The 23,969-nt window shown below is 70.6% G+C and carries 23 protein-coding genes; 18 read left to right on the top strand and 5 right to left on the bottom strand.

Annotated features, from left to right (window positions below; all coding sequences use genetic code 11):
• Positions 1–155: 155 nt before the first annotated feature.
• From atpB to G6R20_RS18665, 11 genes are all read left to right on the top strand, one after another.
• Positions 156–839 carry a F0F1 ATP synthase subunit A gene (atpB, locus tag G6R20_RS07070; protein WP_235027792.1) on the top strand — a complete coding sequence of 228 codons (684 nt, stop codon included), beginning with the start codon at positions 156–158 and terminating at the stop codon, positions 837–839.
• Between the two features lie 98 nt (positions 840–937).
• Positions 938–1,177 carry an ATP synthase F0 subunit C gene (locus G6R20_RS07065; RefSeq protein WP_067718337.1) on the top strand — a complete coding sequence of 80 codons (240 nt, stop codon included), beginning with the start codon at positions 938–940 and terminating at the stop codon, positions 1,175–1,177.
• 25 nt (positions 1,178–1,202) lie between these two features.
• The gene (locus G6R20_RS07060) at positions 1,203–1,775 is read left to right on the top strand and encodes a F0F1 ATP synthase subunit B (protein WP_096905256.1); all 573 of its coding nucleotides are present in this window, start codon (positions 1,203–1,205) and stop codon (positions 1,773–1,775) included.
• Between the two features lie 14 nt (positions 1,776–1,789).
• A complete protein-coding gene (locus G6R20_RS07055) occupies positions 1,790–2,608 on the top strand; it encodes a F0F1 ATP synthase subunit delta (RefSeq protein WP_069389645.1) in 819 nt (272 codons plus the stop codon).
• 90 nt (positions 2,609–2,698) lie between these two features.
• Positions 2,699–4,336: a F0F1 ATP synthase subunit alpha gene (gene atpA, locus G6R20_RS07050; protein ID WP_096905257.1), complete on the top strand. Its 1,638-nt coding sequence runs from the start codon at positions 2,699–2,701 to the stop codon at positions 4,334–4,336.
• 54 nt (positions 4,337–4,390) lie between these two features.
• Entirely contained in the window at positions 4,391–5,383 is a 993-nt protein-coding gene (locus G6R20_RS07045) for a F0F1 ATP synthase subunit gamma (protein WP_096905258.1), read from the top strand.
• A gap of 3 nt (positions 5,384–5,386) precedes the next feature.
• On the top strand, positions 5,387–6,835 hold the full coding sequence (gene atpD, locus G6R20_RS07040; RefSeq protein ID WP_067718325.1) for a F0F1 ATP synthase subunit beta: 1,449 nt from the start codon (positions 5,387–5,389) through the stop codon (positions 6,833–6,835).
• Between the two features lie 9 nt (positions 6,836–6,844).
• The gene (locus tag G6R20_RS07035) at positions 6,845–7,216 is read left to right on the top strand and encodes a F0F1 ATP synthase subunit epsilon (protein ID WP_067718322.1); all 372 of its coding nucleotides are present in this window, start codon (positions 6,845–6,847) and stop codon (positions 7,214–7,216) included.
• Positions 7,217–7,271: 55 nt separating this feature from the next.
• Positions 7,272–7,721 carry a DUF2550 family protein gene (locus tag G6R20_RS07030; RefSeq protein ID WP_159148356.1) on the top strand — a complete coding sequence of 150 codons (450 nt, stop codon included), beginning with the start codon at positions 7,272–7,274 and terminating at the stop codon, positions 7,719–7,721.
• Between the two features lie 50 nt (positions 7,722–7,771).
• Positions 7,772–8,452, top strand: a complete 681-nt coding sequence (gene nucS / locus G6R20_RS07025) for an endonuclease NucS (protein ID WP_096905260.1) — start codon at positions 7,772–7,774, stop codon at positions 8,450–8,452.
• Positions 8,453–8,467: 15 nt separating this feature from the next.
• Positions 8,468–8,770: an ATP/GTP-binding protein gene (locus G6R20_RS18665; protein WP_235027793.1), complete on the top strand. Its 303-nt coding sequence runs from the start codon at positions 8,468–8,470 to the stop codon at positions 8,768–8,770.
• Here G6R20_RS18665 and G6R20_RS07020 read toward each other — a convergent pair.
• Together G6R20_RS07020 and mce are read right to left on the bottom strand one after the other, a co-directional pair.
• Positions 8,751–9,629, bottom strand: a complete 879-nt coding sequence (locus G6R20_RS07020) for a hypothetical protein (protein WP_240341313.1) — start codon at positions 9,627–9,629, stop codon at positions 8,751–8,753. The genes G6R20_RS18665 and G6R20_RS07020 overlap by 20 nt on opposite strands.
• Before the next feature lie 34 nt (positions 9,630–9,663).
• Positions 9,664–10,134 (bottom strand): methylmalonyl-CoA epimerase, encoded by a 471-nt coding sequence (mce, locus tag G6R20_RS07015; RefSeq protein ID WP_163375938.1) that lies wholly within the window; start codon positions 10,132–10,134, stop codon positions 9,664–9,666.
• Positions 10,135–10,209: 75 nt separating this feature from the next.
• Between mce and G6R20_RS07010 the strand changes: the two genes are divergently transcribed.
• Complete coding sequence (locus G6R20_RS07010; RefSeq protein ID WP_163375937.1) at positions 10,210–11,409, top strand: acetyl-CoA C-acetyltransferase; 1,200 nt, start codon at positions 10,210–10,212, stop codon at positions 11,407–11,409.
• A 35-nt stretch (positions 11,410–11,444) separates the two neighbouring features.
• Positions 11,445–12,389, top strand: coding sequence for a tetratricopeptide repeat protein (locus tag G6R20_RS07005; RefSeq protein WP_154827822.1), 945 nt, complete (start codon positions 11,445–11,447; stop codon positions 12,387–12,389).
• An 18-nt stretch (positions 12,390–12,407) separates the two neighbouring features.
• Here G6R20_RS07005 and glgB read toward each other — a convergent pair whose 3' ends face one another.
• Positions 12,408–14,789 (bottom strand): 1,4-alpha-glucan branching protein GlgB, encoded by a 2,382-nt coding sequence (gene glgB / locus G6R20_RS07000; RefSeq protein ID WP_240341312.1) that lies wholly within the window; start codon positions 14,787–14,789, stop codon positions 12,408–12,410.
• Positions 14,790–14,800: 11 nt separating this feature from the next.
• Positions 14,801–16,819, bottom strand: coding sequence for a maltotransferase domain-containing protein (locus tag G6R20_RS06995; protein WP_163375936.1), 2,019 nt, complete (start codon positions 16,817–16,819; stop codon positions 14,801–14,803).
• 151 nt (positions 16,820–16,970) lie between these two features.
• On the opposite strand from G6R20_RS06995, the gene G6R20_RS06990 reads away from it, so the two are divergent.
• Genes G6R20_RS06990 through G6R20_RS06980 form a run of 3 tightly spaced genes read left to right on the top strand, consistent with a single transcriptional unit; the run spans position 16,971 to position 19,793 of the window.
• Positions 16,971–17,822: an ABC transporter ATP-binding protein gene (locus G6R20_RS06990; protein WP_067718305.1), complete on the top strand. Its 852-nt coding sequence runs from the start codon at positions 16,971–16,973 to the stop codon at positions 17,820–17,822.
• Complete coding sequence (locus G6R20_RS06985) at positions 17,819–18,565, top strand: NUDIX hydrolase (RefSeq protein ID WP_163375935.1); 747 nt, start codon at positions 17,819–17,821, stop codon at positions 18,563–18,565. Before G6R20_RS06990 ends, G6R20_RS06985 begins: the two co-directional genes overlap by 4 nt.
• Before the next feature lie 10 nt (positions 18,566–18,575).
• Positions 18,576–19,793 carry a class I SAM-dependent methyltransferase gene (locus G6R20_RS06980; RefSeq protein ID WP_163375934.1) on the top strand — a complete coding sequence of 406 codons (1,218 nt, stop codon included), beginning with the start codon at positions 18,576–18,578 and terminating at the stop codon, positions 19,791–19,793.
• On the opposite strand, the gene G6R20_RS06975 is transcribed toward G6R20_RS06980, so the two are convergent.
• Positions 19,778–21,148 (bottom strand): PQQ-binding-like beta-propeller repeat protein, encoded by a 1,371-nt coding sequence (locus G6R20_RS06975; protein ID WP_240341311.1) that lies wholly within the window; start codon positions 21,146–21,148, stop codon positions 19,778–19,780. The two genes, G6R20_RS06980 and G6R20_RS06975, sit on opposite strands and share 16 nt — an antisense overlap.
• 198 nt (positions 21,149–21,346) lie before the next feature.
• Here G6R20_RS06975 and G6R20_RS06970 point away from each other — a divergent pair, with 198 nt between their 5' ends.
• Positions 21,347–22,978: an AMP-binding protein gene (locus G6R20_RS06970; protein ID WP_163375933.1), complete on the top strand. Its 1,632-nt coding sequence runs from the start codon at positions 21,347–21,349 to the stop codon at positions 22,976–22,978.
• A 175-nt stretch (positions 22,979–23,153) separates the two neighbouring features.
• The gene (locus tag G6R20_RS06965) at positions 23,154–23,939 is read left to right on the top strand and encodes an electron transfer flavoprotein subunit beta/FixA family protein (protein ID WP_067718293.1); all 786 of its coding nucleotides are present in this window, start codon (positions 23,154–23,156) and stop codon (positions 23,937–23,939) included.
• Positions 23,940–23,969 lie beyond the last annotated feature (30 nt).

Genomic DNA, 23,969 nt, shown 5'->3' with positions numbered 1-23,969 from the left:
CATGACCACCGTCTCTGCAGGCGGCCCGAACAGGGGAGAGAGCGCTGAGCACGTCACTGCTGGCATTCAAGGGCGAGTTCCATCCGCCGTCACTAAATGACTTCTTCCCGCCGGCCGTGCTCTTCGAGGGGACTCCGTTCGCTCTGGACCGGCTGATGATCATCCGGCTGATCGCGGCGGCCGTCGTCGCGGTGCTGTTCTACCTGGCGATGCGCCGGTCGGCCGTCGTGCCGCGCGGACTGCAGAACGTCGGCGAGATCGCGCTGGACTTCGTCAAGAACAACATCTCGGACGAGATCATCGGGAAGAAGGACGGTGACCGGTTCCTCCCGGTCATCGCGACGATCTTCTTCCTCACGCTGTTCATGAACCTGCCCGCCGTGATCCCGGGCTTCAACATCTCGCCCAACGCGCGGATCGGCATGCCGCTGGTCATGGCCGCGGTCGCGTATGTGGTCTTCATCTATGCGGGAGCCAAGAAGTACGGCTTCTTCTCCTTCGTGGGCAAGTCGGTCGTCGTGCCGAACCTTCCCCCGGCGCTGCACCTGCTGGTCGTGCCGATCGAGTTCGTGTCGACCTTCATCCTGCGGCCGGCCACGCTGACCATCCGTCTGATGGCCAACATGCTGGCCGGGCACATCATGATCGTGCTGCTGTTCTCCGCCACGAACTTCTTCTTCTGGCAGTTCAACGGGTGGACCGCGGTCAGCCTCGTGACCATCATCGTGTCGGTGGCGTTCACGTTCTTCGAGCTGCTGGTGATCTTCCTGCAGGCGTACATCTTCGCGCTGCTCACCGCGGTGTACATCGACCTGTCGTTGCACGCCGACAGTCACTAAAAGACTTCCGGCGCCGCGAGCGCCGGGACACCCAGACCACACCGACGACCGAGTGCGGACATCCCGCACCGGCCATCTGAAAGGGAACGGAAACCCACATGGATATCGTCACTCTCGCCCAGGCAACCGAGACGACCGCCCGCGGTTACGGCGCCATCGGCTACGGCCTCGCCGCGATCGGCCCCGGCATCGGCATCGGCATCGTCGTCGGCAAGGCGATCGAGGGCATGGCCCGCCAGCCCGAGATGGCCGGCCAGCTGCGCACCACGATGTTCCTGGGCATCGCCTTCACCGAGGCCCTGGCGCTCATCGGTATCGTCACCGGCTTCATTTTCTGATCGCCGGCTGGCGAAGGTCAACGACATGAATCCGATCCACATTCTCGCCGCGAGCGAGACCGAGGGGCTCCCGCTGGAGGAGACGCCCAACGTCCTCTCGCCGGCGCTGTACGACATCGTCTGGTCGCTGATCCCGTTCGCTGTCGTCCTGTTCGTGTTCTGGAAGTTCGTCCTCCCGATGTTCAAGCGGGTCCTGGACGAGCGCACCCAGCGCATCGAGGGCGGCATCGAGAAGGCGGAGGCCGCACAGGCCGAGGCGAAGGCGGCCCTGAACAAGTACAACGCCCAGCTCGCCGAGGCGCGTGGCGAAGCCGCGAAGATCCGCGACGACGCGCGTGCGCAGGGGCAGCAGATCCTCGCCGACATGAAGGCGGAGGCCCAGGCCGAGAGCGACCGCATCGTCGCCGCCGGGCAGCAGCAGCTCGCCGCGCAGCGTCAGCAGATCGTCACGGAGCTCCGTGGCGACCTCGGACGCCAGTCGGTCGAGCTCGCCGAGCGGCTCATGGGTGAGCAGCTGTCCGATCCGGTCCGCCGTTCGGGCACCATCGACCGTTTCCTCGCCGACCTGGACAAGGTCGCCGGGGCGGGCCAGAAGTAAGGAAGAAGCAGACTATGCACGCAGCAAGCCGCGACGCCCTCGAGCAGTCCCGGTCGGTCCTGCAGTCCACGCTCTCCGCGAACCCGGCCGGGGGCGCCACGGGCGCCAAGGTCGGTGCCGAGCTCTTCCGGGTCGTCGACGTCCTGGAGGGTGACCGCTCCCTGCGTGTCGCCGTCGCGGACTCGTCCGCACCGGTCGAGGCCCGCGAGGACCTCGCCCGTTCGGTGTTCGGCTGGAAGATCGACGAGTCGACCCTCGCGGTCGTGCTTGCTGCGGTCGCACTGTCCTGGTCCACCCCGCGGGATCTCCGTGAGGGCCTCGTCACCCTCGGCCGGGAAGCGCTCCTGCTCTCGGCCCGGGAGCAGGGTCAGCTCGGGACGGTCGAGGACGAACTGTTCAGATTGGGCCGCATCGTCGCGGGCGACGCGGAGTTCGAGCAGGCTCTGTCCGACCGCACGACCACCACGGAGTCCAAGCGCGCACTCCTCGGTCATGTCCTCTACGGCAAGGTGACCGCGGTCACCGAGGCGCTCGCCGGGCAGGCGATCGCCCGGCCGGACGCCATGCCCGCCGACGATCTGGACGCGCTGTCCAGGCAGGCGGCCGAACTCCAGGGACAGTCGGTGGCCGTGGTCACCAGTGCCACGGAACTCACCACCGAGCAGCGGGCCGCACTCGAGGGCAAGCTCGCCGAGATCTACGGACGGGAGATGGCGGTCCACGTCCAGGTCGACCAAGCGGTCCTCGGCGGCATGGTGATCCGCGTCGGTGACGAGATCATCGACGGTTCCGTCGCCGGGCGGCTCTCGGCCGTACGACGGGCGCTTCCCTAGGCCTCGACACCCGACGAGCAACGGTCGCACTCGGTCGATGCTCACCTGACAAGACACATCCAGACCACACTTAGTGAGAGCAGGAATGACATGGCGGAGCTGACTATCTCCTCCGACGAGATCCGCAGTGCGATTGCGAATTACACCTCGACGGTCTCCAACGAGGCGTCGCGCGAGGAGGTCGGAATCGTCACCGACACGGGCGACGGTATCGCCCACATCAGCGGACTCCCGTCCGCGATGGCCAACGAGCTGCTGGAGTTCCCGGGCGGCATCCTCGGCGTCGCACTGAACCTCGAGGACCGCGAGATCGGTGCGGTCGTGCTCGGCAACTTCGATGAGATCGCCCAGGGCCAGGAGGTGCGTCGCACCGGGGAGGTCCTCTCCGTTCCGGTCGGCGACGGCTTCCTCGGTCGCGTCGTCAACCCGCTCGGGCAGCCCATCGACGGCCTCGGCGACATCGAGTCGGAAGGCACCCGCGCCCTCGAGCTGCAGGCGCCGTCCGTTCTGGAGCGCCAGCCGGTCGAGGAGCCCATGCAGACCGGCATCAAGGCCATCGACGCCATGACGCCGATCGGTCGCGGTCAGCGCCAGCTCATCATCGGTGACCGCAAGACGGGCAAGACCGCGGTCTGCATCGACGCGATCCTCAACCAGAAGGCCAACTGGGAGTCGGGCGACAAGACCAAGCAGCTCCGGTGCATCTACGTCGCGATCGGCCAGAAGGGCTCCACCATCGCGGGTGTCAAGGCGACGCTCGAGGAGAACGGCGCGATGGAGTACACCACCATCGTCGCCGCCCCCGCCTCTGACTCGGCCGGCTTCAAGTGGCTCGCGCCGTTCACCGGTTCGGCCATCGGGCAGCACTGGATGTACGACGGTGCGCACGTCCTGGTCGTGTTCGACGACCTGTCCAAGCAGGCCGACGCGTACCGCGCGATCTCGCTGCTGCTCCGTCGCCCCCCGGGTCGCGAGGCGTACCCCGGCGACGTCTTCTACCTGCACTCCCGCCTGCTCGAGCGGTGCGCCAAGCTCTCGGACGAGATGGGCGGTGGGTCGCTGACGGGTCTCCCGATCATCGAGACCAAGGCCAATGACGTCTCGGCGTTCATCCCGACCAACGTCATCTCGATCACCGACGGTCAGGTCTTCCTCGAGTCCGACCTGTTCAACCGCGGTGTGCGTCCGGCCGTCAACGTCGGTATCTCCGTCTCCCGAGTCGGCGGTGCCGCGCAGACCAAGGGCATGAAGAAGGTCTCCGGCTCGCTGCGTCTGGACCTGGCCGCGTACCGCGACCTTGAGTCGTTCGCGACGTTCGCGTCCGACCTCGACGCCGCCTCGAAGGCGCAGCTCGAGCGTGGCCAGCGTCTGGTCGAGATCCTCAAGCAGGACCAGAACTCGCCGGTCGCCGTGGAGGACCAGATCGTCTCGATCTACCTCGCCGGTGAGGGTTTCTACGACTCCGTCCCGGTCGAGGACGTCCGTCGCTTCGAGGGCGAGCTGCTCGAGACCCTGCGGCACTCCGCCTCCGACGTCTACAGCCAGATCGAGGGGGGAGCCGCGCTCTCCGACGAGTCCAAGTCGACCCTCGAGGCCAAGACCAACGAGTTCAAGGAGGGCTTCGTCGCCACCGACGGTTCCCGTGTGGTCAACGAGCCCGAGGCCGAGGCGCTGTCCGAGGACGAGATCGATCGTGAGAAGCTCACGGTCACCAAGAAGAAGGCCTGAGGCCTGCGATGACAGCCATCCGATTCAAGGTCGAGAGGAGAGTGATCCACGCCCATGGCCAACATGCGTGAACTACGCGACCGGATCAAGTCGGTCAACTCGACCAAGAAGATCACCAAGGCCCAGGAGCTGATCGCGACCTCGCAGATCTCCAAGGCCCAGGCCCGGGTCGCGGAGGCCAAGCCCTTCGCGGACCAGATCACCGCGATCCTCACCGATCTCGCGAGTGCCTCGTCGCTCAAGCACCCGATGCTCAACGAGCCGGAGAACCCGAAGCGGTCCGCCGTGCTGGTGGTGACCTCCGACCGGGGCATGTGTGGTGGTTACAACCACAACGTGCTCAAGGAGGCCGCCGAGCTCATCGCCTACCTCGAGAGCGAGGGGCGTGAGGTCGACATCTACGTGATGGGCAACAAGGGGATCGTGTACTACACGTTCCGCGAGGTCGAGCTCGCCGGTGCCTGGCACGGGCATTCGCAGAAGCCGGACTACCAGGAAGCGCGTCCGGCGTTTCAGCTCCTGTCGGCGGCTTTCAAGGCCGGCGGCGAGTCGACGTTCGACGCCTCCGAGTTCCTCGAGGGGGACGGCACGGACACCACCCGCAAGGGCGTCGACGAGGTCCACATCGTCTACACCCAGTTCAAGTCGATGCTCACGCAGACCCCGCGGGCGCGTCGACTGGCCCCGATCGAGACCGAGGTCGAGATCGAGGAGCTGGACCTGGGCGACGGCATGATGGACGACAGCCCCAGGTCGGAGTCCGAATTCAAGCCGGAGGTCTCCTTCGAGCCGGATGCGGACACCCTCCTGGACAACATCCTCCCGAGGTACATGTCGACCCGTGCCTTCGCCTCGCTCCTCGAGGCGGCGGCGTCGGAGTCGGCGGCACGACGGACCGCCATGAAGTCGGCGACCGACAACGCCACCGAGCTGGTGGAGGGCCTGAGCCGCGAGGCGAACCAGGCACGCCAGGCACAGATCACCCAGGAAATCAGCGAGATTGTCGGTGGCGCTGGTGCGCTCGCCGCTAGCGCAGGAAGTGACTAAGCAATGACCACAGCTGTTACCGATCAGAGCACGACGGGCACGGCCGGTCTCACCGGTCGGGTCGCCCGCGTCCTGGGTGCGGTCGTCGACGTGGAGTTCCCGCGCGGCGCCCTCCCGGCCCTCTTCAACGCCCTCACCGCCGAGATCACCCTCGCGGCGGTCGCCAAGACCGTGACGTTCGAGGTCGCCCAGCACCTGGGCGACAACATGGTGCGCTGCATCTCGATGCAGTCCACCGACGGACTCGTCCGCGGTGCCGAGGTGGTCGACTCCGGTCAGCCGATCTCGGTTCCGGTCGGCGACGTCGTCAAGGGCCACGTCTTCAACGCCCTGGGCGACTGCCTCGACGCGCCCGGCACCGGCCGGGACGGCGAGCAGTGGGGTATTCACCGCGAGCCGCCGGCCTTCGACCAGCTCGAGGGCAAGACCGAGATCCTCGAGACCGGCGTCAAGGTGATCGACCTGCTGACCCCGTACGTCAAGGGCGGCAAGATCGGTCTGTTCGGTGGTGCCGGTGTCGGCAAGACGGTGCTCATCCAGGAGATGATCACCCGTATCGCGCGTGAGTTCTCCGGTACGTCGGTGTTCGCCGGCGTCGGTGAGCGCACCCGTGAGGGCACCGACCTCTTCCTCGAGATGGAGGAGATGGGCGTCCTCCAGGACACCGCCCTGGTGTTCGGTCAGATGGACGAGCCGCCGGGGACGCGTATGCGCGTCGCCCTCTCGGCCCTCACCATGGCCGAGTACTTCCGCGACGTGCAGGGCCAGGACGTCCTCCTGTTCATCGACAACATCTTCCGCTTCACGCAGGCCGGTTCCGAGGTCTCGACGCTGCTCGGCCGCATGCCGTCCGCCGTCGGTTACCAGCCGACCCTCGCGGACGAGATGGGTCAGCTGCAGGAGCGAATCACCTCGACGCGTGGTCGCTCGATCACGTCGCTGCAGGCGATCTACGTCCCCGCCGACGACTACACCGACCCGGCGCCGGCCACGACGTTCGCCCACCTCGACGCCACCACGGAGCTCTCCCGCTCCATCGCGTCGAAGGGCATCTACCCGGCCGTCGACCCGCTCACCTCGACCTCTCGGATCCTCGAGCCGGGCATCGTGGGCGAGGAGCACTACCGCGTCGCCCAGGAGGTCATCCAGATCCTCCAGAAGTACAAGGAACTCCAAGACATCATCGCCATCCTCGGTATGGACGAGCTGTCCGAGGAGGACAAGGTCACGGTTCAGCGTGCCCGTCGCCTCGAGCGCTTCCTCGGCCAGAACTTCCTGGTCGCCGAGAAGTTCACCGGTCAGGTCGGTTCGGTCGTCCCGCTGTCGGACACCATCGAGGCGTTCGACAAGCTCTGCAAGGGCGAGCTGGACCACCTTCCGGAGCAGGCGTTCAACGGCATCGGCGGTCTCGACGATGTCGAGGCCAACGCCAAGAAGCTCTCCGGGAAGTGACGGTCGTCCATGGCTGAGATCGAAGTCGAGTTCGTCACCGTCGAGCGCAGGTTCTGGTCCGGGACCGCATCCATGGTGGTCGCCAAGACCAGCGAGGGTGAGATCGGTATCCAGGCCGGTCACGAGCCTCTGCTCGGTGAGCTGGATGCCGCCGGTACCGTCACGGTGTACACGGACGAGGGGCGCAAGGTCGCTGCCGTCCAGGGCGGCTTCCTGTCGGTGACCGCGAACAAGGTCAGCATCCTCGGGGAGTCCGCAGAGTGGTCGGACGCGATCGATCGCGCCGCCGCGGAGCGGCAGCTGTCCGAGGCCGGCGATGACGCCTCCGCCGCGGCCACCGCCCGGGGCCGACTCCTCGCCATCGAGAAGGCCGGCGCCTAGTACGCACGGTCCGCCCGTCACACACGGCCGCGACCGCCGGAAGGGGATGAGCAGAGTGACGGCTCCCATCGAGATCATTCTCGGGCTCGTCATCCTGCTCGTGCTCGTCCCGGTGGTCGCGGCCGTCGTGTATCGACTGGTCGTCGTGCGTCGTAATTCCACGTCGGTCCTCGTTCGCAGGGCCGGGGAGGATGCGTGGGGATACGGCGCCGTCCGGTACTCGGATACCGAGGTCGCGTTATACCGTCTGCTGAGCGTGAAGTTCGGTGCCGACGTGCGGTTGGACCGGCGGACCCTCGTGCTGGGCCCGCGTCGACAGCCCACCGGTCCGGAGCTCGACGTGGCAGAGGAGGGCGAGGTGATCGTTCCGTTCTCCGGACACGACCGCCGCGCCCGTCCGGTCGAAGGTGAACTCTGCGTGGCCCTCGCAAAACTGACCGGGATGCTCGCGTGGGTCGAGGCCTGCTCCACCGAGCAGGTCCGCCCCCGGCGTCCCCACCGCTGACACCATCCGCGCCGCGTGCCGGGGGCGGTGCCCGTACCCAGGAGGAACCGTTGCGTCTCGTCGTAGCCACGTGCCAGGTCGACTACGTCGGTCGCCTCACGGCTCATCTTCCGATGGCCCCGCGGTTGTTGCTGGTCAAGGCCGACGGGTCGGTGAGCGTCCACGCGGACGACCGTGCCTACAAGCCGCTCAACTGGATGACCCCACCCTGTTCCCTCGTGGAGGGAGATCACCCGGAGAACCCGGAGCAGCAGCTGTGGGTGGTGGAGAACAAGGCGGGGGAGCAGCTACGGATCACCGTCGCCGAGGTGCACCACGACTCCCGACACGAACTGGGCGTGGACCCGGGACTGGTGAAGGACGGCGTCGAGGCACACCTGCAGGAACTGCTCGCCGAGCACATCGAGACGCTCGGGCAGGGGTACAGCCTGGTCCGCCGGGAGTACATGACGGCGATCGGCCCCGTCGACATCCTCGGCCGCGACGGTACGGGGACGACGGTCGCCGTCGAGATCAAACGCCGCGGTGAGATCGACGGCGTGGAGCAGCTGACCCGCTATCTGGAACTGCTCAACCGCGACCCGTTGCTCGCGCCGGTCAGTGGGATCTTCGCCGCCCAGATCATCAAGCCCCAGGCGCGCACGCTTGCCGAGGTCCGCGGGATCCGATGCGTGACCCTGGACTACGACTCGCTGCGCGGGATCGAGTCCACCGATCTCCGACTCTTCTGACCGCAGGCCATCGCGATGCCCAGGCGACACCGACGCGGCGAAGCCGACCGGCCGCTACCGCCGCGGCACGGACTCGGGGGCTCGGCGCTCGAACCCGGGCCGGCCGGTGACCCCGATTCGTACCACGTACGGCGGATCCCCGGGGCCAGAGCGGGCAAGGACTACCGGTGCCCCGGTTGCGATCACCTGGTGATGTCCGGGACCGCGCACATCGTGGCGTGGCCGGACCGTCCCGGTGGAGACGAGGAACGTCGCCACTGGCACACGGGGTGCTGGTCCGGTCGTGGCCGGAGGGGGCTCACCCGTCGCTGGAGTTGAGGTCCGGTTCCTCCGGCAGGTCGTACTCCCCGTCGTCGTGCGCCCCGGGGATGGGTTCGAGTGTCGCCCGGATGGCGCCGAGCTCGTCCAGCACACGCTCGCGGAGCACGCGCAGGTCGTCCACATGCCGTCGTGCACGGGAGACCAGACGCTCCGCCCGGCGGCGGGCGTCGTCGACGAGCCGACGGGCCTCCTCCTCGGCCTCGCGACGCGTGGACTCCGCGGCCGCCAGCGAGGCGTCATGGCGTTGCGTTGCCGCGCGCAGCTCCTCGCTCCGGCGCAGATCCGAGGCCAGTCGGTGGTCCTCATCGATCTCGTGCCGCCGGCGCGCCGCCTCGTCGTCCAGTCGCCGGGCCTCTCGTTCCGCGGCGAGGATGATCTCCCGGGCGCGGGCGCGTGCCGCATCGAGGACGGACGAGTGCTCGGTGCGGGCCGCCTCGGCACTCCTGCGGACTTCGGCCAATTCGGCGCCCGCGGTCTCCCGTAGCCGCCACGCGTCCTCCTCGGCCTCCGCGCGAATCCGGTCGGCGGTGGCGTGCGCGGAGTCACGGATGGACTCCGCTTCGGCGGTGGCCAGCGAGAGCATCGTCGACAACCTGTCCGACATCTGACCGCTGGTCACGGGAGCCCGACCGAGTTCGGCGACCCTGGCCTCGAGGTGTGCCACCCGTGCTCGTTCCCGGTCTGCGTCCGCCGCGGCCCGCTCAGCCCGGGCGACGGCGGCATCCCGGTCAGCGCGCAGTACCCCCGTCTCCGTCTCGAGACGGGTGAGTGCTCCCATCACCTGCTCACGGTCAAATCCCTTGCGCACCACCGCGAAGGACTCCGCGGTGGTGGGTGACGTGTGCATGCTCGACATGTCCCCACCCTAGCGGCGGGAGCCGGGCGAGCGACTAGTGCTGCCCGTCGGCCGGCTCGACGAGCTCAAGGAGCACGCCGCCCGCGTCCTTGGGGTGGACGAAGTTGATCCGCGAGTCCGCGGTGCCCCTCTTGGGTGCCGGGTAGAGGACCCTGACGCCCCGGCCCGTGAGATGGGCGGTGATCGCGTCGATGTCGGTCACGCGGACGGCCATCTGCTGGATGCCGGGGCCGTTGCGGTCGATGAACCTGGCGATCGTGGAGGACTCGTCCAGGGGCGCGAGGATCTGCAACAGGGCGCTGCCATCGGGACGACGGGGGGAGCCGAGCATCGCCTCGCGCACGCCCTGCTCCTCGTTCACCTCCTCGTGGAGATTCTCCATTCCCAGGTTGTCGCGATACCAGGCCACGGCGGCGTCGAAGTCGGGGACCGCGACGCCGACGTGGTCGATCGCCACGACGAGCTCGGAGGGGAGGAGGGGCTGGCCTGCTGGGGTAGTCGTCATACCTCCCACGCTAGTCGGTCCCCACTCGCGGTAGTTTGGCCCCACAGTCTCATCCCCTCCATCGGAAGGTGTCCCATGACCGCCGACCCCACCCGTACCGTCATCGTCTCCGGCGCCCGCACCCCCTTCGGCCGGCTCCAGGGCGGACTGTCCTCGCTGTCCGCCCCGGAGCTGGGCGGCATCGCGATCAGTGCGGCCCTCGAGCGGGGCGGTGTGTCCCCGGAGGCCGTCGACCAGGTCATCATGGGGCAGGTGCTCTCGGCCGGAAACGGCCAGATGCCCGCGCGGCAGGCCTCGCTCGCCGCAGGTCTGCCCAAGCGTGTCGACGCCCTGAGCATCAACAAGATGTGTCTGTCCGGCCTGACGGCGATCGCCCTGGCGGACCAGGCGATCCGATCCGGCTACTCCGAGGTCGTCGTGGCCGGCGGTCAGGAGTCGATGTCCCAGGCCCCGCACCTGCTTCCCAAGAGTCGCAGCGGGTACAAGTACGGCTCGATCGAGGTGCTCGATCACATGGCGTACGACGGCCTGCACGACGTTCCGACCGACCAGCCGATGGGTGCGCTCACGGAGGCGCGCAACGTCGAGCTGGAGATCACCCGTGAGCACCAGGACGAGTTCGCGGCGATCTCCCACCAGCGCGCGGCCGCGGCGGCGAAGGAGGGGCGGTTCGCCGACGAGATCGTGCCGGTGACGGTCAAGGGCCGCAAGGGCGACACCGTCGTGGACACCGACGAGGGCGTGCGCGCCGACTCGACCCCCGAGTCGATGAGCAAGCTCCGTCCGGCCTTCTCGAAGGACGGGACCATCACCGCCGGTTCGTCGTCGCAGATCTCGGACGGCGCCTCGGCGACCATCATCACGTCCGCGGCCCGTGCCGAGGCCGAGGGCTGGCCCGTGCTCGCCGAGATCGTCGGCTACGGCACCGTCGCGGGCCCCGACTCGACCCTCCAGCACCAGCCCGCCGACGCGGTGCTGAACGCGTGCGAGCGGGCGGGAGTCGACGTCTCCGACATCGACCTGTTCGAGTTCAACGAGGCCTTCGCCTCCGTCGGACTGCACTCGACCCGCATGCTCGACCTGACCCCCGACAAGGTGAACGTGAACGGCGGCGCCATCTCGATCGGTCACCCGATCGGGGTGTCCGGCAACCGCGTGGTGCTGACCCTGGCCCTCGAGCTCGCACGCCGCGGCGGCGGGCTCGGAGCGGCTGCCCTGTGCGGCGGCGGCGGCCAGGGTGACGCCCTGATCATCCGGGTGCCCGCGGCCGGCTGACACCCCCGCGCGCCCGTCGTGGCAGGATCGGAGCCGTGACGAGACCAGGTAACCGACCCCCGTCCGCCGCCGAACAGAAGCTCGCGGCGTCGCTCGCAGGCGCCGTCGACCTGTCCGGTCTGAAGAAGCGGGCCGAGACCCGCCGGGGCGCGACCGAGACCGGTCGCGCCCCGGGGCAGGGCGGCCCGCCGCCGGGCTCCGGTCCGGCGGTCCTGGTGGAGGTGGACGAGGCCTCCTTCGAGCAGGAGGTCCTGGCCCGGTCCGCCCAGGTTCCCGTGATCCTCGAGCTGGTGTCCCAGCGGGCGCCGACCGCGCTGACCAGCCTGCTGGACGCACTGGCGATGGAGGCCGGCGGTCAGTGGGTCCATGCGACCGTCGACGTCGACGTCTCCCCGGGCATCGCGCAGGCGCTGCAGGCCCGGGCGGTGCCGACCGTGTACGCGGTGGCGGCGGGCCGCCCGCTCGCCGACTTCGAGGGTGAGCAGCCGGAGGAGGCCCTACGTCAGTGGCTCGCGGCCGTGCTCCGGGCGACCGAGGGCAAGTTGGGTGGGCCCGCACCGGACACCGACGACGTGGAGCCGGAGGAGCCCACCGACCCCGAGCGGGATGCCGCCGAGGACGCGCTCGCCGAGGGCGACCTGGCGGCCGCGGAGGAGCGCTTCACGGCGCTCGTGGACTCCCGCCCGGGAGAGCACTCCCTGGTGGAGGCGCTGCGCTACGTCCAGGCCTCTCGCCGCTCGGTGGAGGCGGCCGACACGGGCGAGGGGTCCGTCCCCGACGCCCTGCGGGCCGCCGACGCCGCCCTGGTGGGCGGCGAGTACGAGGCCGCGTTCGCGACGCTGGTGAACGCGATCCGTGTCCACGGTGGTGACGAGCGGGCCACGTTGCGTGCGCGCCTGCTCGAGCTCCTCGAGGCGCTGCCGGTGGACGATGCACGCGTGCTGGCCGCGCGCCGGGACCTCGCGAGCGCGCTCTACTGACGCTCGGCTCCCGGCCGCTCAGGCGCCCGCGATCTCCGTCGTCGTCGGTGCCGCGTGTCGGAACCACACGGTGGCGCGGGGGCCGACCGTGATCGCCGCGGAATAGGGCCGTCCGTGGTGGGGTGCCGGCTCGGCGTGGACACCGCCGAGGTTGCCCGCGCCCGAGCCCTCGTAGGCCGAGGCGTCGGTGTTGAGGATCTCCTCCCAGTACCCGTCCTCGGGGAGCCCGATGCGGTAATCGCCGAGTGCGGCGCCGGAGAAGTTGACCACGCACGCGACGGTGTTGCCGGCGTGGTCGGTCCGCAGGAAGGACAGCGTGTTGTGGGCGGCGTCGTTGGCGTCGATCCACGAGAAGCCGGAGGGGTCGTCGTCGAGCGACCACAGGCCGGGATTGTCGGCGTAGCGGGCGTTGAGGTCCCGCACGCAGGCGAGGATGCCACGGTGATACTCGCCCTCCCAGCCCTCGAGATTCTCCCAGGCGACACCCTTGTCGGCGTCCCACTCGGTGGTCTGCCCGAACTCGAGGCCCTGGAAGAGCAGCTTCTTGCCGGGGTGCGCCCACATGTAGGCGTACAGGCTGCGGATGCCGGCCGCACGGTCCCACGAGGTGCCGGGCATACGCTCCCACATCGATCCCTTGCCGTGGACCACCTCGTCGTGGCTCAGGGGGAGGACGAAGCGCTCGCTCCAGGCGTACATCATCGAGAAGGTGATCTCGCCGTGGTGGAAACCGCGGTAGATCGGGTCGAGCCCCACGTAGCGCAGGGTGTCGTTCATCCAGCCCATGTTCCACTTCATGGAGAACCCGAGGCCGCCCGTGTAGGTGGGCGACGTGACGCCGCCCCAGGACGTGGACTCCTCGGCCACGGTGAGGAAACCGGGGTGCTCCCGGGCCAAGGTGGCGTTGACCTCCTGGAGGAACGAGATGGCCTCGAGGTTCTCCCGTCCACCGTGGATGTTGGGGGTCCACTCGCCGGCCTCGCGGGAGTAGTCGAGGTAGAGCATCGAGGCCACGGCGTCCACCCGCAGTCCGTCGATGTGGAACTCCTCGGCCCAGTACAGGGCGTTGGCGACGAGGAAGTTGCGCACCTCGTGGCGGCCGAAGTCGAAGACGTAGGTGCCCCAGTCGGGCTGTTCGCCGCGTCGGGGGTCGGCGTGCTCGTAGAGCGGGGTGCCGTCGAACCGGCCGAGCGACCACTCGTCCTTGGGGAAGTGGGCGGGTACCCAGTCCACCAGGACTCCGATACCGCGGGAGTGGAGGTGATCGATGACGTAGCGCAGGTCGTCCGGGGTGCCGAACCGGCTGGTCGGGGCGAAGTACGACGAGACCTGGTAGCCCCACGAGCCGCCGAAGGGGTGCTCGGCGACCGGCATCAACTCCACGTGGGTGAACCCGGTCTCGATGATGTGGTCGGCGAGTTCGTGCGCGAACTCGCGGTAGTCGAGGCCGGGCCGCCAGGAGCCGACGTGGACCTCGAGGACGGTCATCGGGGAGTGCGAGTGGTCGCGGGTCGCGCGGGCGGCGATCCACTCGTCGTCGTTCCACTCGTAGCCGGAGGTGAACACCTTCGACCCGGTCGAGGGCGGCACCTCGGTGGCCACCGCCATGGGGTCGGCGTGGTCGATGGTCCGGCCGTCGGCCCCGCGGACGCAGTACTTGTAGACGGCGCCGTCGGCGACGTCGGGGACGAACAACTCCCACACCCCGGAGGACCCGATCGAGCGCATGGGCAGCGCGGTGGGATTCCATCCGCAGAAGTCGCCGACGACGCTCATCCCGCGGGCGTTGGGCGCCCACACGGCGAATGACGTGCCGGTGACCGGTCCGCCCGCGGTCTCGTAGGTGCGCACGTGGGCGCCGAGGACATCCCACAGTCGTTCGTGGCGCCCTTCGCCGATGAGGTGCAGGTCGACCTCGCCCAGCGTCGGGAGGAAGCGGTAGCCGTCCGCGACGGTGCGCGTGTGGCCGTCGGGGTAGCGGACCCGGAAACGGTAGTCGGGCACCTCCGTCTCGGGCACCGCCGCGTGGAACAGTCCGTCGCCGACCGGGGTCATGGGGACGGTGCGGTCGTCGAACACGATCTCCACCTCCACCGCGCCCGGCTGGACGGTGCGGACGACCGAGCCGTCGCCGTCGCGGTGCGCGCCGTAGACGGAGTGCGGGTCGTGGTGGGTGCCGGACCGGAGCCGGCCGAGGACGTCGTGCGGGATCGGCGTCGGTTCCGTGGGAGTGACGGGCCCGGGGGACGCGACGGGCGCCGTGGCCGGCGCGGGCGGTGTCGGTGACGGCGGTGACGGCGGTGATGAAGACAGCGGCGACGACGACGAGGGCGACGACGACGAGGTCTGCTCCGGCTGGAGCCGGTCGGTGGAGCGGTCCTTCTTCTTGTGCTGTGCCATGGCCGTTCGCCTCAATCCACGGTGTGCGTGCGGTAGGACAGTTCGACCCTACGTGCTTCGTCGCAGGGCGGGATCGCGATGATGTGTGCGACGGCGGTCCACGGCTCGAGCCGGACGTAGTTGCTCGACCCCCAGTGGAACTCGGAGCCCGTCACCTCGTCGCGGACGCTGAACCGGGCGTCGGCGTCGTACCCCAGGGCCGCCATGTCGAGGTGGAGGGTGCCCTCCTGGACGCCGAGGGAGTCCAGGGAGACCACCGTGAGAACGCAGTCTCCGGTGGCCGGGTCGACCTTGGAGTAGGCGATGATCTGGTCGTTGTCCACGTCGTGGAACGTCAGGGTGCGCAGCTGCTGCAGGGCGGGGTGCTCGCGGCGGACCCGGTTGAGGGTGCGCAGCCACGGGGCGAGCGACTGCCCGGCGGCCTCCGCGGCGGCGAAGTCACGGGGCCGCAGCTCGTACTTCTCCGAGTCGAGGTACTCCTCGCTGCCGTCGGCGACGGGCTGCCATTCGTAGAGCTCGTAGCCGGAGTACACGCCCCACGCGGGCGAGAGCGTCGCGGCGAGCACCGCCCGGATCGCGAACATCGCCGGGCCGCCACGTTGGAGCGACTCGTGGAGGATGTCCGGGGTGTTGGTGAACATGTTGGGGCGGGCCTCGTCGACGTGGGCTAGCAACTGCTCGCAGAACTCCATCAACTCGGCCTTCGTGGTCTTCCACGTGAAGTAGGTGTAGGACTGCGAGAACCCGCGCTTGGCCAGTCCGAACAGCCGGGCCGGCCGGGTGAAGGCCTCCGCCAGGAACAGCACGTCCGGCTCGGTCCGCTTCACCTCGCTGATGAGGCGGTTCCAGAAGTCGGCCGGCTTGGTGTGCGGGTTGTCCACCCGGAAGATCCGTACCCCGAGGGACGTCCACAGCCGGACGACACGCAGCACCTCGGCGTAGATGCCCTCGGGGTCGGTGTCGAAGTTGACCGGGTAGATGTCCTGGTACTTCTTGGGCGGGTTCTCGGCGTAGGCGATGTGCCCGTCGGGCAGCACGGTGAACCACTCGGGGTGTTCGGCGGCCCACGGGTGGTCGGGCGCGCACTGCAGGGCAAGGTCCAGTGCGACCTCGACGCCGCGCTCCCCGGCGTAGGTCACCAGGTCCCGGAAGTCGTCGACGGTGCCGAGGTCGGGGTGGACCGCGTCGTGTCCGCCCTCGGCGGAGCCGATGGCCCACGGTGACCCGACGTCGTCGGGCCCGGGGGTCAGGGTGTTGTTGCGGCCCTTGCGGTTGATCTCGCCGATGGGGTGGATCGGCGGCAGGTACACGACGTCGAACCCGAGGTCGGCCGCGTGATCGACGTAGGAGCGCGAGGTGGTGAACGTCCCGTGGATGGGACGGCCCTCGTCGTCCCACCCGCCGGTGGAGCGGGGGAAGAACTCGTACCAGGAGCTGAACTGCGCCTCGCGACGGTCCACCCACACGCGGTGGGTCTGACCCACGGTCACGAGTTCGCGGACGGGATCGGCGGCCAGCGCGGCCGCGACCTCGTCCGACAGCGCCGGGGCGGTCCGGGTGGCCGCGTCGCCCGGGCCGCGCAGCGCGGCGGCAGCCCCGGTCAGCAGGTCGACCCGGGCGGCGGCGCCGGCGACCGTCGCCCGGGCGATCGCGGTGTCGAGCACGCGGGCGCCCACCTCGAACTCGTTGCCCAGCTCGCCCGAGTCCAGGCCCGCGGCCATCTTCTTGACGATGCCGCTGCGCCACGTGGCGAACGGGTCGGACCACGCCTCCACCCGGAACGACCACATCCCCGCCACATCCGTGGGCAGCAGCGCGTGGACGGTGTCCGGCTCGGTGCCGGGCACCATCGTGGTGCGGGAGGACGCGCCGCCGGGTCGGCGGACGACCAGGCTGGCGGACAGGGCGTCGTGGCCCTCGCGCCAGACGATCGCGGAGACGGGCAGGATCTCCCCGACCACGGACTTGGACGGGAACCTCCCGCAGGAGACGAGGGGGCGGACCTCATCGATGGCCAGACGGTCGTTCACGTCGGTGCTCCTCTCGGCGGGTGGGCGCCGCGGTGGGCGGCGTCACCTCCACGACGCTAGCGAAGTCGGGCCGATCCTTCAGGGGTGCCCGAGTCGGCGTTCACCTGCACGGCCGTGTTCTTCGCCACCCGTCCTCCCGATTACCGGTTAGATGGGCGTCGTGAGCACCCTGATCGACATCGACCCCGACCTCGTCCTCGACCTCCGCGACGTCTCGCTCCGGCGGGACGGCACGTCCCTCGTGGGGCCCCTGTCCTGGCAGGTGGAACTGGACGAGAGGTGGGTGGTGCTCGGCCCCAACGGCGCGGGCAAGACCTCGTTGCTGCGGATCGCCTCGGCCCTGGAGTACCCGAGCACGGGGACGGCCGTCATCCTCGGGGAGCAGCTGGGCCGGACGGAGGTGACCGAGCTGCGCAGCCGTGTCGGCCTGTCGTCGGTCGCGGTGGCCGGTCGCATCCCCGGCGACGAGGTGGTGCAGGATCTGGTCATCTCCGCCGGATACGCCGTGCTGGGCCGCTGGCGGGAGAAGTACGACCCGGAGGATTTCGAGCGCGCCGCGGACACCCTCGAGTCGATCGGGGCGGAGCACCTGGCCGAGCGAACCTGGGGCACCCTCTCCGAGGGGGAGCGCAAGCGCGTGCTCATCGCCCGCGCCATGATGACCGATCCCGAACTGCTGCTTCTCGACGAGCCGGGGGCGGGGCTGGACCTGGGCGGCCGGGAGGACCTGGTCGCCCGCCTCGGGGACATGGCGATGGATCCGGACGCCCCCGCCACGGTCCTGGTCACCCACCACGTGGAGGAGATCCCCCCGGGGTTCACCCACGCCATGCTCCTGGCGGAGGGCGAGGTCACCGCGATGGGGCTGATCGACGAGGTGATCACCTCCGACAATCTCAGCAGGGCCTTCTCCCAGTCGATCGTCGTGGACGCGATCGACGGACGCTACTTCGCGCGCCGGGCGCGCCGCTCGGGCCGGCACCGGCGGGCACCCCGGGCATGACGGCACGTGAGGCTCCCGCGGCGTTCGCGCCGGAGGCCGTGCCGGTCCGCGAGGCCGCCACGGTCGCCCTGGTCCGCGACGCGCGGGTCGGCGGGGGAGTGGAGGTCTTCCTGCAGCACCGGGTGGCGACCATGCAGTTCGCCGCCGGGATGTCGGTGTTCCCCGGCGGAGGCGTCGAACCGCGGGACTACCACGGCACCCGCCCCTGGCGCGGGCCCGAGCCGGAGTGGTGGGCCGGGCGGTTCGGGATCGACGCGGACCGCGCCGCCGCGGCCGTCCGCGGGGTGGCGCGGGAACTGTTCGAGGAGACCGGGGTGCTGCTCGCCGAGCCGGCGACCGGGCCGGGAGCCGCCGCACCGGCCGACCCGCCGGGCCCCGGCGAGCGACGCGCACTCGACGCGGGGGAGGGCGACCTGGATTCGCTGCTCGCCGCGCACGGCCTGGTGCTGTCCGCGCACCTGCTGCGCCCGTGGGACCGGTGGACCACCCCGGTCGGACCCCCGCGCCGGTACGACACCCTGTTCTTCGTGGCGGCCCTGCCCCACGGCGTCGAGCCGGACGGCGGCACGACCGAGGCGCGCGCGACCGAGTGGATCCGCGCCGACGACGCCGCGCAGGCGGGGACCCTCGGCCGGCTCGGCATGCTGCGCCCGACCCTCGACGTGCTGTCCGATCTGGCCGCCGCCGCCGATGTCGACGAGGTCCTGGCCACCCCGCGGGCCATCGCTCCGGGCGGGAACTAACGTTGCGTCGGTGACCCCCGACGACCTGGAGTTCCTGCGCACCGCCGCCGGACGCGACCTGCTCGACCTCGCCGCCGGCCTGGCGTGGTCCCGCGCGGACCTCGTGGCCTCGACAGCGGCCGTCCGGCGCGCGGATCCCGTGCATGCGGCGGCGGCGATCGACGTCGTCACCGCCCGGGCGCGCGCGAGGGGTCGAATCCGGGGTGCCGGGGCGATGTTGCTCACCGACGAAGCCGTCCAGCAGGCCACCGCGTGGCCCGTCGCGGCCCTGCGGGCCGGGCGCCTGGCAGGACGGGACGTCCACGACGTCACCTGCTCCGTCGGCGCCGAGCTCACCGAACTCGTCCGGACGGCCGACCGGGTGATCGGCTCGGATCTGGATCCGGTCCGCGCGCGGATGGCGGCCCACAACGTCCCCGACGCACTCGTGTGCGTGGCCGACGCGCTCGCCCCGCCCAGCCGCGACGCCGTCCTGGTGGCGGACCCCGCCCGCCGGTCCGGGGGCCGTCGGGTCCACGACCCGGCGTGGCTCAGCCCGCCGCTGCCCGACCTGCTCGCCGTCGCCGCCGACCGCGATCACGTCATCAAGTGCGCCCCGGGCCTCGACACCTCGGTGCTCGACCATGCCGGGGAGGTCGAACTGGTGTCCCTCGACGGTTCGGTGCGGGAGGCGTGCCTGTGGTCGCCGGGACTGTCCGCGGGTGTGCGCCGCCGTGCGACCGTGGTGCGCACGGCCGCCGCCGACGCGGCCGGGCCGTGGGGACCACCGCGCCTCGTCGCGGACGGGGTAGCGGTCCACGTGGAGGAGGTGACCGACGGCGACGACGACGAGGTCGACGCCCACGAGGAGGCCGAGCGGTTCATCGTGGACCCCGACGGGGCGGTCGTCCGCGCCGGACTCGTGCGGCACTGGGCCCGCCGCCACGGGCTCCGTCAGCTCGACCCGAGGATCGCCCACCTGACCGGCCCGCGGATCCCGGACGGCTACACCGGGTTCGAGGTGCTCGAGAAGTGCAGGCTCGACCGCAAGCAGCTGCGCCGCGTGCTGCGTCAGCGCGACTGCGGGTCGCTGGAGATCCTCGTCCGCGGCGTCGACACCGACCCGGACGTGCTGCGACGCTCGCTCTCGCTCAACGGGTCACGGCCGTTGGCCCTGGTGGTGACCCGGATCGGCAGCTCCGCCGTGGTGTTCGTGTGCGGGCCGCGCACTGCTCACTCGAACACGTAGAGGGCGCCCACCGCGGTCGTCAGCGCGATCCGGCCGTCCGCGTCGACGCTGAGTCCCGAGACCGGGCCCGTCGCGGCGGGCACCTCGATCCGGTGGAGGGTGGCGCCGTCGGTGCCGTCGAGCAGGTGGACCGCGATGCCGGGCTCGTCGTCGGATCCGCCCGAGCGCACGGCCACCAGCACCCGCCCGTCCGGCGTCGCGGCGGGGTTGGTGAGCTGGCGCAGGTCGTCCCGGCGCCAGACCACCCGGCCGGTTCCGTCCTGCCCGCGAACGGCCACCACCGGCGCCGGGCCCGCGTCGTCGTCGTGGTCGTCGTCGGGTCCTCTCCACACGGTCGTCGTGCGACCGCCGCTGACCACGGTGCCGTCGGGCAACAGGGCGGGAGGCGTGTCCGGTCGGTACCCGACGGGGGCGGTCCACAGTGCCGTGCCGTCGGACGTCGAGTACGCGGCGAGATCGCCGTCGGCCGCGTGGACGTAGACCTCGTCCCGGTCGTTCGACAGCACCACCGGCGTCCCCAGGCGCCCGTCGGGCAGGGGTGCACGCCACAGCACGTCGAGGGCAGTGAACTCACCGGCGACCAGTCGCACCGCCACCAACTCCGGATCGTCGGCGCCCGGCGTCCACGCGGTGAGGTAGGCGGTGGCCGTGTCCGTGTCCACGGCCGCGGGGGCGGGGACCGGGCAACCCCGCGCGCCGGTCGCGCACCACGGGAGCCCGTACGCCGGGTCGTCCGTGGAGATGTCGCCGGCGATCCGCAGTTCGGGCGTGACGTCCAGACCGGTGTGGGCGTTGATCACCCGTGCCGCCCCCAGGTGCGACACGAGCAGCAGGTGGCGTCCGTCCAGCAACGTCACGGTCGTGGGCACGCCCCGGGTCGCGGCGGTCCATCGGTTCTCGCCCTCGGCCGTCAGGGCGCCGACCCCGCCGTAGAGGGGCACGAACAGCGAACCGCGCCCGTCGACTGTCGCGGTGATCCGCGGCCCGTCGGTCGGCAGGCGCAGACACCACCGCTTGCGGCCGTCGTCGGCGGTCAGTGCGAAGAGGTTGCACCCGCGCTCGGAGATCGTGGCCTGGAACGACGTGCCGATGCCGTCCGAGGAGGCCACGCCGACCGCGGGCGCACCGAGGGCGCGTGACCACAGCAGTCCGGGGGCGTCCGAGACCCCGGAGTGTGCGCGACCGGAGTTCGGCGGGCCACCCGCGAGCGAGGACCAGCTCGCGGCCTGGCCCAGGCGGGCGCCGCCGCTCTCCGTATCCGAGGCGCAGCCGGCGGCCACCCCCGCCGCCAGCGCGACGGCGACCAAGGCCCGCGCGGTGCGCGGTGTCAGTGCCGGTGTCGGTGCCGGTGCCACAGGTCCCCCCCGTCGAGTCGAGACAGTCACACGAGAGAGTAGTCCGCCGCCCGCCGCCCACCCGACCGGCGCTCCGACGTGGCGGACGCGGGGACCGACGGGCAGGGGTGCGGGGCGGGGGAATCACGGATCTCGGAGTGCACTCCGCGGCTACCGTGACGGGCATCACCCGTGCCCACGGAAGGCGGCCACACCCCGATGACAGCGAACTCCGGACTCGACACCGCGATCACCCCGCTGAGCTTCCTCGAGAAGGCCGCGCGCGTCTCACCCGACGCCACCGCGGTCGTCGACGGCCCGCGCCGTCAGACCTACGCCGAGTTCGCCGACCGGGCCACCCGGCTGGCCTCCCTGCTGAAGATGCGCGGCGTGGCGCGCGGTGACCGGGTGGGCGTCCTGGCGCCGAACTCGGCCGAGGCGCTGCTCGCGCAGTTCGGCGTCCCCCTCGCGGGCGGCGCCGTGGTCGCCCTCAACACCCGCCTCGCCCCGGCCGAGATCGCCTACATCGTGGAGCACGCCGGGATCGCCGTCCTCATCGCCGACGCGGAACTCCTCGCGGGGCTGGGCGACGAGGTCCCCGACGCGCTGCGTCTCGTCCTGGTCGCCCCGGACGCCGACGGCACGCAACCCGACCCGGCCCGCTTCGGCCCGCGCGCCGAGGCCATGGAGGACGCCCTCGCGTCCGCCTCCCCGCAGCCGGTCTCGTGGACGGTCGCCGACGAGGACTCCGTCATCGCGGTCAACTACACCTCCGGCACCACCGGCCGACCCAAGGGCGTCATGTACACGCACCGGGGCGCCTACCTCAACTCCCTCGGCGAGATCGTCACCCAGGGCCTGGACGCCGACTCGAAGTACCTCTGGACGCTGCCCATGTTCCACTGCAACGGGTGGTGCACGACCTGGGCGCTGACCGGTGCGATGGGGACCCACGTGTGTCTGCGCGCCGTCCGCGGGGACGAGATCTGGAGACTGTTCGACGACGAGGGGGTCAACCGCCTGGCCGGCGCACCAGCAGTGTTGTCCACCATCGCCGACGACCCGGCCGCCCGGCCGATCGACGGGATCCGCATGGTCACCGCCGGGGCCCCGCCCTCGCCGACCATCCTGCGCCGCTTCGAGGAGCTCGGCATCGACGTCACCCAGGTGTACGGACTGACCGAGACCTACGGCCCGTTCACGGTGTGCACCCCGCAGCCCGGATGGGCCGACCTGGACCCTGACGAGCGGGCCGGGCTCAAGTCGCGCCAGGGCGTCGCCATGATCCACGCCGACACCGTGCGTGTGGTCGAGCGCACCTCACCGGGGGAGAGTCGGCTGGTCGACGTCCCCGCCGACGGCGTGACCATGGGCGAGGTCGTCATGACCGGCAACGGGGTCATGAAGGGGTACTTCGGCGACCCCGAGGCCACGGCCACCGCGTTCGCCGGCGGGTGGTTCCACTCCGGCGACCTGGGCGTCATGCACCCGGACGGATACGTGCAACTGCTGGACCGCGCCAAGGACGTCGTGGTCTCCGGCGGCGAGAACATCTCCACCATCGAGGTCGAGCAGGCGGTCGTGTCCCACCCCGACGTGGTCGACTGCGCGGTCGTGTCCATGCCCGACGAGAAGTGGGGCGAGCGTCCCAAGGCCTACGTCGTGGTCCGGCCGGGCTCCACGCTCGACGAGGCCGCCGTGATCGAGCACTGCCGGACCAGGATCGCGCGCTACAAGGTGCCCGGTGCGGTGGAGTTGACCGAGGCCCTGCCCCGGACGTCGACCGGAAAGGTCCGCAAGAACGAACTGCGCGACGCCGCCTGGTCCGGCTGGGACAAGCGCATCAACTGAACCACCCGCCCCACCCGGTGGCCGCCGACCGGGCGCCGTGCCCCGCCACCGACCGCCCCGGCACCGTCACCGCGGCCACGGCCGCGTTATTGTGTCTGGCAGGACCACAATCCGGTGCGCCCGGTCTAGACGGGGGCGCACCCCGCCCCGACTCGCAGGAGGTCGACGCAGGCCCATGACGAACATCGTCGTACTGATCAAGCAGGTTCCCGACACCTATTCCGAGCGCAAGCTCACGGACGGGGACTACACCCTGGACCGCGAGGCCGCGGACGCGGTCCTGGACGAGATCAACGAGAAGGCCGTCGAGCAGGCGCTCCAGATCAAGGAGGCCCACGGCGGCGAGGTGACCGTCCTGTGCGCCGGTCCGGACCGCGCCACCGAGGCCATCCGCAAGGCCCTGTCCATGGGCGCCGACAAGGCCGTCCACCTCAACGACGAGGCCCTGCACGGTTCCGACGTCGTCCAGACCTCGTGGGCGCTGGCCAACGTGCTGGGCACCATCGAGGGCACCGAGCTGGTCATCGCCGGCAACGAGGCCACCGACGGCCGCATGGGTGCCGTCCCGGCCATCCTCGCCGAGTACCTCGGCCTCCCGCAGCTGACGCACATGCGCACCCTGGAGATCGCCGACGGCGTCGCCAAGGGCGAGCGTGAGACCGACGAGGGCATCTTCGAGGTCGAGGCCACCCTGCCGTGCGTCGTCTCCGTCGGCGAGAAGATCAACGAGCCGCGGTTCCCGTCCTTCAAGGGCATCATGGCCGCCAAGAAGAAGCCGGTCGAGTCCCTCACGCTGGCCGACGCCGGCGTCGAGGCCGCCCAGGTGGGCAAGGACAACGCCGCGTCCAGCGTCACCTCCGCGAGCCCCAAGCCGCCGCGCGCCGCCGGCGAGAAGGTCACCGACGAGGGCGAAGGCGGCAACGACGTCGCCAAGTACCTCGTGTCGCAGAAGCTCATCTGACGCGAACTCACCCCGACCGACTCATCCCAG

This window comes from Dietzia sp. Alg238-R159 (assembly GCF_900537145.1).
Classification (GTDB): Bacteria; Actinomycetota; Actinomycetes; order Mycobacteriales; family Mycobacteriaceae; genus Dietzia; species Dietzia kunjamensis.
Note: the sequence above shows the minus strand (reverse complement) of the source record. Positions and strands in the feature narration are given on the sequence as shown.